We start from the raw sequence: 10,838 nt of genomic DNA, 5'->3' as shown, positions 1-10,838 counted from the left end.
GGCAACGCCCGTCTGGAGCTGGAGACGTTGCGGGAGATCAAGAAGCTTCATGTGGACGGCCTCGTCCTGATGCCGCTGGCGTATCCCAAGCAGCTGGAAAGCTTGATTAACCAGGCGAGCATCCCGGTATCCGTCATCAATTACGGCAAGAAGCTCAGCCCGGATCTGAAGGCGGATATCGTGGGTCTCGCCCGCCAGGAAGGAAGGCTGGTCATGGAGCATCTGCTCCAGATCGGACGGGCACGGATTGCTTACGCAGGCGCGCCCAAGGACAAAATTGAAGAACGGTACCTGGCATACGAACAGTCGCTTAGGCATGTCGATGCTTCGCTGGTTTATTTCGGGGAAGATTTTTCGTTTGAGACCGGACGCCAGGCGGCCGATTATTTTTACAGCCTGAAACATATGCCGGACGCGATTTACGCCGTCAACGACATGGTGGCGATCGGGATCGTTAACCGCTTCAAGGAGCTTGGTATCCGGGTACCGCAGGATGTGGCGGTGGTCGGCATCGACAACAACTTGTGGGCGACCGTAACCACTCCGCAAATCAGCTCGGTGTCCATCATGGGCAGCGAAGTCGGCCGGCTGGCGGCAGAGCTGCTGCTGAAGCGGATCCAGTCGCACAATCCGCCGGATTACGAGCGGGTGGAGTTTGAGCCGCGTCTCATCGTAAGGGAATCCAGCGTTTCAATGACGCAGTATTCGAATAAATAAAATAAGGAAATGCTTCGGCACACATGGGAAGGGGACAGGATGATGAACGAAGAAATCGGCGCACCGGGTTGGGACGCCATCGACCAGGAGCTTGAAAGATTATACGGCAGTCAGGAGCCAAAGCATTACGGGACGCTCATTTCGTATGCGCTCGGCGGCCAGGATCCGCTCGACGGAATCAGTGCCTACAAAGCGGAATCGCCGATTCCGCATTGGCATTTTGTCACGTACGGCTTCTCGGAATTGTATGAAAAAGAGTCGGAGGACCAGGAGGTCAGCGGGTTCGGCTTTGAGCTGACATTCCGGCTGCAGCGGGATGCCGATGAGGAGGAGCCGCCGGCGTGGGCTTTGAACCTGCTGCAAAATATGGGCAGATACGTGTTCGGCAGCGGGAACGTGTTCCGTTCGGGCGATTATCTGGATGCCAACGGGCCGATCTGCCTCGGAGCCGACACGCAGCTGACGGCCTTGGCTTTTACTGAAGATCCTGAGCTGCCCGCGATCCAGACGCCGAATGGACAGGTCGAGTTTTTGGAGATGACCGGCATTACGGGAGATGAGCTCGAAGCGATGCAAACCTGGAATACGCTCGGCGTTCTCGGGGCTGCCGAGGAGCATATTCCCTATTACATAACGGATTTAACCCGCGGCTCCCTGCTGCGCATTCCACCCGTCGCGGAGAAAATCCGGCAGGGCGCGGAAGCGGAAGGATCCAGCACCGGATTTTTGTTTGTAGATCAGCTGGCCTGGGAACCGGGAAAGAGCGGTTGGTTCAGTAAGCAGCCTTCCGTCGTGAAAATGGGAGCCAAGCAGGCTGGAATTATTGCCAAGCTGCTGCTTGGCCGGATTTTAAAGGGCCGTTCGCTCACGCTTGTCGGACCGGACACCCGCGTCGTCTTTGAGCCCGGGCAGAAGCCGGAGCTGAAAGCTGAAGGAGGCGAGGTGCGAATTGCCCTGGACGATCAAGCCGCTTCTGAGCTGAGCCGTTCGCTGGCACCGAAGGAAAGCGTCGTTCCGCTGCCTTCTGTAAAGGGGGCCGCTATCCAGATCGTGAAAACGCAGATCAAGGACAGCGATGGCAATGTAGTCAAAGTCATCGGTTAAGCAGGACCCCGCCCGCGCGGGCTTGTTTATAATATTAGAAAGTATAAACTCCAGAGCGATTGCTTCCTAATATTGCAAGAAAAATTACCTTTAGACGCGGTCTGTCTTCTTTGAAAGTACGTCGATGGACGTTTTTCTTATGGCATGGCTTAAGAAATTCGGGAGGGGAAACGATTGAACGCGAGCGTACAGCTGTTTTTGGATGAGGTGTGGTCCCTGATCAGCGGGATTTATGAGAAAGAAAGCAAGCGCATCCGTGAGATCAAGGAAGTCAGCAGGCTCCAGGCGGGCATCAAGGATTATCTTGGCGTGGCCTGGAGCACCCGCAAAGCCGGCGACGGATACGGCGTAATCAGCATCGACCTGGACCGGCCCTTTGATTGGACCGACTCCTCGTACCGGCTGAATGCCGGGCCTTACATATGCGATATCACCGACGACCTGATCACCGGCGAGTGGCTTCCCGCATTGCGGACACGGCTTGCGGAAGCGATGAGCGCCGGGACTTACGGCCCCAGATTTTTCGATTACCGCTTCGAAATCGTGCTCGAAATGGATAGGGAAGAGGGATTAAGAACGTTCACCGAAGTTTTGATCGATGAGGACAAGCTCGCGGCTCAGAAACAGGACCTCGAAGGCTTTATCCAGTCCAAAGTTTTGCCTTTGCCCGTCATCTGCTCAATTCCGATCNGTTTGAACAGCGAGAGGCGCAATTAGAGCCGCTGATTGGGCGGTTGGAGGNGAAGCACCGTTCGAATCCGGACCGGCTGCTCGGGTGGGTCTCTCAATATACTTCAGCCTTTCGGGAATGGGCGGAGGAGCGTTATTTGGTCCGTTATTTTGAGCGGAGCGGGAGCTTCGGTCAAGACTGGAAGCGCAAAGATGCAGCGGACGGGGTGGTTGTGAATGCGGACGAGCTCGACTTTTTCGTCTATGCCGCGCTGAAGGTCGGCCGCCGGGAGCCCGAACTCCGGGCGCGCTATCTGGAATTCGCCGTTCAGCTGGGCTCGGAGAAGGCGGCTGGCTATATAAAAAACGGCAGCGGGCGCTTCCAGCACAGGTTCGAAGGCACGGCGATCCAGGCAGCGGCCAACGACGTTACGGAAACGATCGACATCCGCCTGCATGTGGAGGAAGAGGCCGCATACCGGGAAGCGCTGACGTATATAACGGGGCTGCTCTCGGAGGGGTTCCCAAAAGAGTACAAACTAAACCTGAGGAGCCCGTCAAAGGACAAGCACTATCTGCCGCTGAATAAGTTGGCTAAATCGCAGCTGCACCGTTTTTTTGCCGGCGCGCTCCGGTATCCTGGCCTGCATCCGCTGATTGCCGGGTACGCCGAGGCAGCCATGGAGGAATTTGCTTGGTATAAGGATGTAGACCCCGGGGAGAAGTCGGTCATGCCGGGAACCTATGCTGTTCTGGGATTAGGCCTCGTGAGCACGGAATATTTTCCGCTGCTTCGTCTGTATATGGAAACAGTTGATACGGAGCACCAATCCGCTCAGGATGGGTACGCCGAAGCTTTTATCGAAGCCCACGGGCTGACCCCTGATCGGATACCGGTGCTTGTGGCGATTCTGCTTGGAGGAAGCGATTCAGCCAAGCCGGTGAAATCCTTCGTTATCGATACACCGGATCTGGCGGACGCTCTGTTGAGTGAGCTGGAGTCCAAAGAGGATTATGAGCAGGAAACGGTGCTGTACCGGATTTTCGGGACCCGCGCCAAGCTGGCGCAGTCCGCGAGAAAAGAGACTTCTCCGATGAAAGAAAAGCTGGAGCGGTTGCTGGCATGGTATCCGTGAGTCAAGTCAATACATGAGAAAGGGGGACGATCATTTGGAATGGACGGAGGCCAGCAAGAGCAAGGAGCTGGAGACGGTCCGGGCGGCGGTGGATCAACTGGACCCGAACGAGCGGGACGCCCGCGGAAGAACGCCGCTGATGCTTTTTATCACCAATCGGATGCCTGTGGACGGCATTAAGCTGCTGCTCGAGAAAAACGTCGATCTGGAAGCGGAAGACAAGCTGGGCGATACGGCGCTCAAAAAAGCGGTGAAGTTCAAGCAGCCGGAGACGGTCAAGCTGCTGATCGCGAATGGCGCTCAGCTGAATTCTCCGCACGGCATCCTGGGGACGGCCTGGCAGGCGGCAAGAATGGACAAGGCCATGGCCGATTTGCTTGCTCCGCGGGTTGTCCTCGCCGGTGCTGCTTCATGCCGTGGTGGATGGCTACAACTGGGACGATGGGCCCGATCCGATGATCGCTGCCCTGGAAAATCCGGAGTGCGCCGAGATCACAATGCTGGATATGTATGAGCTGCTGGATGCCGATTATTGGCTTGGCATGGATGAAGCCGATGCGGCAGCATCGGAAGAAGGCCGGAAATGGCGCAGGCTTGCCGAAAGCCTGAAAGAGAAAGTAGGCGCGAAGCTCATTTGATTCTGGGGATTTAGGCTAGAGGCATCCTGTTTGACCACGGTTGGATCAGGCTGCTCGGGTCAGGAGGTGCCGGAATCTACGGCAGCCTGACGGACTGGAACGGGCTGAGGGACGACAGCGACCGGACCGCTCTTGAAGGAATGCTCGTCGTCGCATACGATGCAGCCGGAGGCTTTTTTGCGCTGGACACGGGGCGCTTCGGGCAAACCGGACATGTATATTATTTTGCGCCCGTTACACTGGAGTGGGAATCTACTGAGCTTGCCTATTCCGGTTTTTTGAACTGGCTGGCCGAAGGCGATTTGGGGCTGTTCTATCAGTCGTTCCGCTGGGAAGGCTGGCAAGAAGAAATGAGCCGGCTGGGAGACGGCAAGGTTTTCGCTTATTACCCGCCGCTCTGAGTGCATGAAGGCAGCGGCGAATCGAGCAGCAAGGCACCAGTGCCTGTAACGGAGGCCTGGCAAGCTGCGAGGAGTTCGGGCTGAATTTGTTACTGAACAGGAGGGGTATCCGCCTACATGGATGCGAAAGCCAAAAAAATATTAACGAATACGTACTGGCAATCGGGAGGCTGGAGACGCGGAAGTTTTATGTTATCGGCTGAGGATTTTGAGTACGCCAAAAGCAAGGGGCTGATGTTCGATCCGCTCACCGTGTCGCATGATGAGCTGATCCGGCGGATCATTCATCTGCATGAGCATAACGTGACGAAGGAGCGGGTGGCTGCTGCGTTTTTGCACAGCCTTTCCACCCGGAAAGTTCATCTGCGCAGCGCTTTATCAAGCTGGACGTTGACCCGCCATTTACCCTCTCATACATTCCGTATGCGTGCCGCCGATATCCCCCGGTACAGTGAGTGCTTTTTCTGCGATGACGGCATGCTGATGTCCCAAGAGGAATATGCCGACGATGACCTGAACGTGCTTAATTTCGAACGGCTCAAATGGGGAGGCGTCCGCCACAATTGGCTCGTTTACTGCTGGCTGGATCTGTTATGCCTGAGCCGTGAGGAGGATCCGTTCCCGGTGCGGGAAGAAGACGTGGATATGCTGAAGGGGATGATCCACGGGATTGAGGCCTGTGGTGACAAGGATGCCGCCCGGCAGCTCGAGAAAAGGTGGAAGGACGTGTTTCCCTCCAATTCGCATGAACGGGATCAGGTCATGGAGATCTGGGGTTACGCAGGCATTTTGGAAACCAAAGATTTTTACCGCAAAGAACGGGGACGGGGCACCGATTTCAATGCCGTTGCCTGCTGGCGCGGGGAAGACGGGTATTCCCGGGAGAAACTGGAGCACTTCTTCGGTCCTTATTTATAGCTGTTTTTTACAGTGTTTATACCTTATAAAAAGGAGAGCCGCGGGCCCTCCTTTTAGTTTGGTGATTTTTCTGGATTTCGATCGGTTCTCCGTTCCAGAACGGAAGCCTGATCAAGCTCAATCCACTGGTTAACTTCGTCATATCCCTTCACAACGGCTTGAACGATGTGTTGCGGGTACATCCATTGCGGCTTTCCGGACAACTTCAGCTCCCCTGTGTCAGCTAATCCTACTGCTCCGGTGTTCGCAAGCGTAATGAGCGTTCCCTGCGGGACAAAGGCTTCGATGGCGCCCTCGACCCTTTGTCCTACGGGGTGGAGCGTCTTCTGGCGCTGCCACAGCTCGCCCGTGGACTTAAGGGAAGCGGACCAAACCTCCTCGAATTCTTCCTGGGTGATAAAGATCACCCCAGCTTCAGATGTATCGATCGGCTGCTCTGCCAGCATAAAATGATAGTCTCCGTCTTTCCGGTTCGAAGCGATGCACTTGCCGTCATCCTCGATGACGAGCTGGCGGTAAGCAACACCCTGCTGGTCAATTTCGAAATACCAGGTGCCCATACCGGGTTCGGGACAATCTTTAATATATTTCATATACCTCTCCTTATCGAATCCATGCCTGGTCATGCAGATTTGAACCCTAATGACGTTTATTTGGTCATCCTTATTTCAGGGGGACCTGCCCGGCCAACCGCTCGAATTGCTCCAGATGCGGGTTCAGCTTTGGCTGAATGCTTTGCAAATATTTGAGGCTAGCCTCGTTTATGCGCTGTTCTGCCGCCGTATCGGCAGGGAAGACCGAGTAGCTCTTGTGGATCTTGGCGTTGCGGTACTCCGCGCTGAACAGGCTGCCGCTTTTCAACGACGCTTTGAGATGGTCAGCGCTTCCCATGATGACGAGCTGTTCCTGCGGCGATTTGTACGCGAAGTAGAAGTCCGGATCGGCCAGGGCATGAATGACATCATATCCGCTCGTCTGCACGCCGCCGCTGAAAGCACCCGTTTGGATTTCATTCGAGCGGACCGCACTATCTTCCTGGATGACTTTGTGGGTCAGCGTGCCGGTGCCGTTCATCCGGTCCAGCTTCCACTCCCCGTTATATACGACTTTGTGGCTTTCGCCGTCGGCGGCGTATTCGTTGATGTACTTACCTTTGCCTTCGCGCTGGCCGTTCACGAACTCCCCGGAATATTGTTTGCTGTCGCCCCATTTCATGGTTCCCCTGCCGTTAGGCTTGCCACCGCTGACTTCACCGTAATAGGTGGTTGTATCCGAGATTTGCAGCCATTCTTTGGCCGGCGCTGCTTGTACCGAAGGAGAGATGGGCCAGATAGCCGCAGACGACAGTGCAGCGCTCAGGACAAGAGATACGGAAAGATTTTTTAGTTTTGATCAACTCAATACATCCTTTCAACTAGCTATTCTATGATTGCTCATGGTTTATTGGCAATGCTTGGACAACGTTACGTGAGAAACGTTTTATTAGATGTTAGCCCTTAAGGTTCTTCGCATGGATTAGACCGCATATTTAAACGTGCAGGCATCGCGCACATAAAATTCGTTACCGATTTTCACGATGTAATCGGTGATTTGAACGATCTTCCCGCTGCCGATCATCTCCTGGCCCAAAAAAACGGCAACAGGCGTCTGCTCAATCATCGCGGTATGGAAGTGAATCGGGGAAGTCAGGGGCTGCATAAATCTTCTGCTTTTCATTGCATTTCACCTCTTCCTGTCATTTTACCAAATTTCAGCAAGGAATGGTGTATACAAAACAGTTTCAAACCGCCTGAAATGGTTGATGATCTGGATCGCGAACAAAACATAACGAAGAAACTAAACGACCGTTCCCAGGTGAATATCACCGAAAGACGGTCGCAGCTTCGTATCCGATTTGTCGAATCAGGTGAAAAGTCCGCCTAAACGATCATCGGCTGGGGGCGGGCAGCCCAGTTGTCTTGCCATGGATACGATTTGGCCTTTGTGATGAAATTCGTGAGTCTCCGTATGAGTTAACAGCAGTAAAGGAGTAGGAGCCTTCGGGTAACCCCGCCAGTTCTCGTCCTGCTTGATCGGTTCATACCAGCGATCTCGATATTCATGGATGAACCGCTGAACGAGTTCATCCGCTTCCGTAAATCGTTCACGGACGTACTTCACATCGGCGCGTTTCAATTTCGTTTATGGAAATATCCTTATGCTCGTTTCTCTTCATAAACGCGAAAGATCCCAACCACCACCGATAGCAGTCAACGACATGAAGATGGGTTCGAATGATCGTTCCACGCCCAAATTCGGGAACGTGTTGATGCAAGATTTGAGGAGGCAGCTCTTCCAAGAACGCAAACATGTTATGTCTAACGGATCGGATCCAATCGTATTGTTGCTGCAGCATTTCGAGCAATGCAATCACCTCTAGGATTTCGAATGATACTTATCGTCTTGCCATTTCAATTTCTCAGTGATCGTCAATACGTTGCCGTCGGGGTCGATGATCGTAAAATAGAGCGTATTGCCGCGCAGCTCGATCCGGTCAACCACCGCGCCATCGTCAATCAACGTCTGGTACGAGCGGAATATCGCATAGGGGTCCGCACGGCGAAAACCTTCGACCAACGCTTCGAACACCTCGATGCTCAGTCCGCCACGCGGAGCTGTAAGCACGGAATCATCCCAATATTCGGGATTGCGTTCAACGGCCGTCTTCAGCCTCGTCCTCGCCCGCCTTAGAGCCGCCTTCACCGAACCCTCGGATTGTCCGAACAGCCTTCCCGTTTCCTTCGCGGTAAAGTGAAATACGTCGATCAGCAAAATCAGAACGACCTGTTTGGGTTCGAGCCGATCGGACAGCAGTTCTAGCGCCTCACGGACATCCCACTTACTCCATTCATCATAGGAACCGATTAAATGCTCTTCGAGTGGTCCGACCTGCGGCTCCCATTTGCGGCTGCGGCATATATCCACCCAAGCGTTGGCAGCAATTCGAAACAAAAATGGCTTCGTTATTTCTCTATTAGGGAACCGAGTATACCAACGATAAGCTTTAATAAGCGACTCTTGGAGCAAATCGTCCGCATCCCACGCCGAACTGGCCTTAGCCAGACAATATCGTTTCAGATCGCTTTGCAGCGGAAGCGTCATCTTAGCAAATGTCTCATATCCTGCGTCTGTTAAGTGATCTTCCTGAGGCACTATTGCTGCTTCCTTATATTATTCTTGTGAGTAAAATACGGCGTTTGCCCCGTCTCTTCCACAATATCCACGGCATTTCCGTCCAGATCAAATGCTTTGAAAAATCTGTATCCGTCCTCTTCGTGGATTTCGCTTAATTTCGCTCCTTTTTCCTTAAGCTGTCTATACGAATGGTCTATATCGTAAGATGTGAAATTGAAGTAAGGCATCATATCTTTACCGGTATCAAATTGGACAGGCTGCGGTTTCTCCACTTTCCATAATAAAACCAAGGTTTGGCCGTTAGGGAACGCGAGCCCGACCCGGTCATCGGTCTTTTCAATCGTCTCCAGATCGAACATTCGAACGTACCATTCCTCTGAACGAGTAATGTCAGTCACCGGAATAAAAATGCCGGATACATAAGCGATGATTTTTTCCATAGATGATCACTCTCCTTTAACCTGATTTTCAATCTAATAACGATAAAAATCCATAATAAGATACGGGGGAGCGAAGAGTTTTTTAAATTTTAGCGCGGCTTATGGATTGCAGCCTGCTGACTTTGAATGCCAAAAAGGGCTGCAACAGGTCGCTCGCCAGCAACTTGTTACAGCCCACAATTCAGCGCTAGATGCCGGATTTTCGCTGTACGAAATCCAGTCGCTCCAGCTGCCGGCGTACAGCCGGACATCCGGGTATCCGAGCTCGGTCAAGGCAAGGACATTCGGGCAGGCCGACACGCCTGAACCGCAGTAGACGATAATTTCATGGTCCTTCGGCACGTCCTTATAGTACTCTTTGAGCTCATCGAGGGATTTCCATTCCCCGTTGTCCTGCAGGACGCCCTTCCAAAACTTATTCTTGGCGCCGGGAATATGGCCAGCGGTATGATCGATCGTCTCGTTCAGGCCCAGGTAGCGGGAGAATTCACGGGAATCCAGGATGACGATCGATGGATCCTTCATCGCCTGGCGGACGTCTTCCAGGTTTACGAGCATTTCAGGATGCACATCAGCTGTGAAGGTTGTGGGGACCCGAACAGGCTGGTCCTTGCTGACGGGGTAGCCTGCATCCTTCCATGCGCTGAAGCCTTCGTTCATGACGAACACCGTCTCATGACCCATGTAGCTCAGCAGCCACCACAAACGCGAAGCGTACAGCCCGCCTTGATCGTCATAAGCGATGACCCGGGTTTCCCGGTTGATGCCGACTTTCCCCAGCTTTGCGGCAAGCTGGCCGGTATCGGGCAGGGGATGCCGCCCGCCATGCTCACTGACAGAGGAAGACAAATCCTTCTCCAGGTCAAGGAATACCGCCCCCGGGATATGGTTCTCCTCATAAGAAATCCTTCCGGCATCGGGCTGTCCCAACATGAACCGGCAGTCGACGATCGTCACGTCGGGCTCGTACATCCGGGCAAGCACCCAAGCTTTATTCACTAGTACGCTCAATAATAACACCGCCTTAATTCAATGATAATATCTTGAATGGAATATTGTTCTATTATACCAGCGGGGCGGGGGGTTGTCTCTCCAATCGGTTTCTTCGGCAAGGTCAAGTGTGTTATGATAAACGCGCTGCGGACAAGCAGCCGCAAAATAAAAAAACGGCCGGGTCACCCCCCAGGGGGAGATATCCAGCCGTCATCATTAGAGCCTGAAATGTAGGCAATCCTTATTTATGGTAAACGATTCTCACATGGAGATGGGTGTAAATCTCTTCCGTATAATGGTCATTTGGACAGCTCTTGATGACGCGCAGGTGATCCTTGCTCGAAACCAAAGGCTCAGAGCATGAAGGGCAGCGGTCTACAAACAAGCTTTTTAATTTCGCAAACAAGCTTATTCACCATCCTATTCCCATTGATTTACTTGGGTTTATTATAAACGCTAATGTTTCATTCGTATAGTGTTAATTTTGAGTTTTTTGCTGCAAACTATTCAGTCATCCAGAGGTGTGTAGTAGATGGATTTAGCAGGACATATCGTTATGTTTATCATCGGGCTGGCAGGTTCCTTTTTTTCAGGCCTGCTGGGCATCGGCGGAGCCATTATCAATTACCCGCTGCTGCTCTATGTGCC

At 53.1% G+C, this 10,838-nt stretch carries 11 protein-coding genes and 3 pseudogenes; 7 read left to right on the top strand and 7 right to left on the bottom strand.

The genetic code is table 11. The annotated features are described in order from the left end of the window. From CPT76_RS14880 to CPT76_RS14855, 7 genes and pseudogenes are all read left to right on the top strand, one after another. On the top strand, positions 1-717 hold a 717-nt coding region (locus CPT76_RS14880), incomplete at its 5' end, for a substrate-binding domain-containing protein (protein ID WP_258168508.1). A gap of 42 nt (positions 718-759) precedes the next feature. After that, positions 760-1,821, top strand: a complete 1,062-nt coding sequence (locus CPT76_RS14875) for a suppressor of fused domain protein (protein WP_105443445.1) — start codon at positions 760-762, stop codon at positions 1,819-1,821. 207 nt (positions 1,822-2,028) lie between these two features. Continuing rightward, positions 2,029-3,626, top strand: a pseudogene (locus tag CPT76_RS14870) (DUF6138 family protein). 34 nt (positions 3,627-3,660) lie between these two features. After that, positions 3,661-4,140: an ankyrin repeat domain-containing protein gene (locus tag CPT76_RS14865; protein ID WP_258168503.1), complete on the top strand. Its 480-nt coding sequence runs from the start codon at positions 3,661-3,663 to the stop codon at positions 4,138-4,140. Further along, on the top strand, positions 4,082-4,264 hold the full coding sequence (locus CPT76_RS39740) for a DUF4274 domain-containing protein (RefSeq protein WP_258168501.1): 183 nt from the start codon (positions 4,082-4,084) through the stop codon (positions 4,262-4,264). Before CPT76_RS14865 ends, CPT76_RS39740 begins: the two co-directional genes overlap by 59 nt. Before the next feature lie 20 nt (positions 4,265-4,284). Next, positions 4,285-4,749 (top strand): annotated as a pseudogene (locus tag CPT76_RS14860) (DUF2625 family protein); the annotation flags it as partial. A 33-nt stretch (positions 4,750-4,782) separates the two neighbouring features. Next, positions 4,783-5,583 (top strand): hypothetical protein, encoded by an 801-nt coding sequence (locus CPT76_RS14855; RefSeq protein WP_105443444.1) that lies wholly within the window; start codon positions 4,783-4,785, stop codon positions 5,581-5,583. A 53-nt stretch (positions 5,584-5,636) separates the two neighbouring features. On the opposite strand, the gene CPT76_RS14850 is transcribed toward CPT76_RS14855, so the two are convergent. The 7 genes and pseudogenes from CPT76_RS14850 to CPT76_RS14820 all read right to left on the bottom strand — a co-directional run bounded on the left by CPT76_RS14850 (position 5,637) and on the right by CPT76_RS14820 (position 10,208). Continuing rightward, positions 5,637-6,176 carry a hypothetical protein gene (locus tag CPT76_RS14850; protein ID WP_105443443.1) on the bottom strand — a complete coding sequence of 180 codons (540 nt, stop codon included), beginning with the start codon at positions 6,174-6,176 and terminating at the stop codon, positions 5,637-5,639. A gap of 70 nt (positions 6,177-6,246) precedes the next feature. Beyond that, positions 6,247-6,861 carry an MORN repeat-containing protein gene (locus CPT76_RS14845; protein ID WP_258168634.1) on the bottom strand — a complete coding sequence of 205 codons (615 nt, stop codon included), beginning with the start codon at positions 6,859-6,861 and terminating at the stop codon, positions 6,247-6,249. A gap of 237 nt (positions 6,862-7,098) precedes the next feature. Beyond that, complete coding sequence (locus tag CPT76_RS14840) at positions 7,099-7,299, bottom strand: hypothetical protein (protein WP_234489624.1); 201 nt, start codon at positions 7,297-7,299, stop codon at positions 7,099-7,101. Positions 7,300-7,485: 186 nt separating this feature from the next. Next, a pseudogene (locus tag CPT76_RS14835) lies at positions 7,486-7,987 on the bottom strand (DinB family protein). A gap of 11 nt (positions 7,988-7,998) precedes the next feature. Then, positions 7,999-8,724 (bottom strand): RNA polymerase sigma factor, encoded by a 726-nt coding sequence (locus CPT76_RS14830; protein WP_258168633.1) that lies wholly within the window; start codon positions 8,722-8,724, stop codon positions 7,999-8,001. 50 nt (positions 8,725-8,774) lie between these two features. Then, a complete protein-coding gene (locus CPT76_RS14825; protein ID WP_105443440.1) occupies positions 8,775-9,197 on the bottom strand; it encodes a VOC family protein in 423 nt (140 codons plus the stop codon). Between the two features lie 99 nt (positions 9,198-9,296). Continuing rightward, on the bottom strand, positions 9,297-10,208 hold the full coding sequence (locus CPT76_RS14820) for a sulfurtransferase (RefSeq protein ID WP_105443439.1): 912 nt from the start codon (positions 10,206-10,208) through the stop codon (positions 9,297-9,299). Positions 10,209-10,838 lie beyond the last annotated feature (630 nt).

It is taken from the genome of Paenibacillus sp. AR247 (genome assembly GCF_002968895.1).
Taxonomy (GTDB): Bacteria; Bacillota; Bacilli; order Paenibacillales; family Paenibacillaceae; genus Paenibacillus_AQ; species Paenibacillus_AQ favisporus.
The sequence above is the reverse complement of the archived record's forward strand: the minus strand, read 5'-3'. Positions and strand labels throughout refer to the sequence as shown.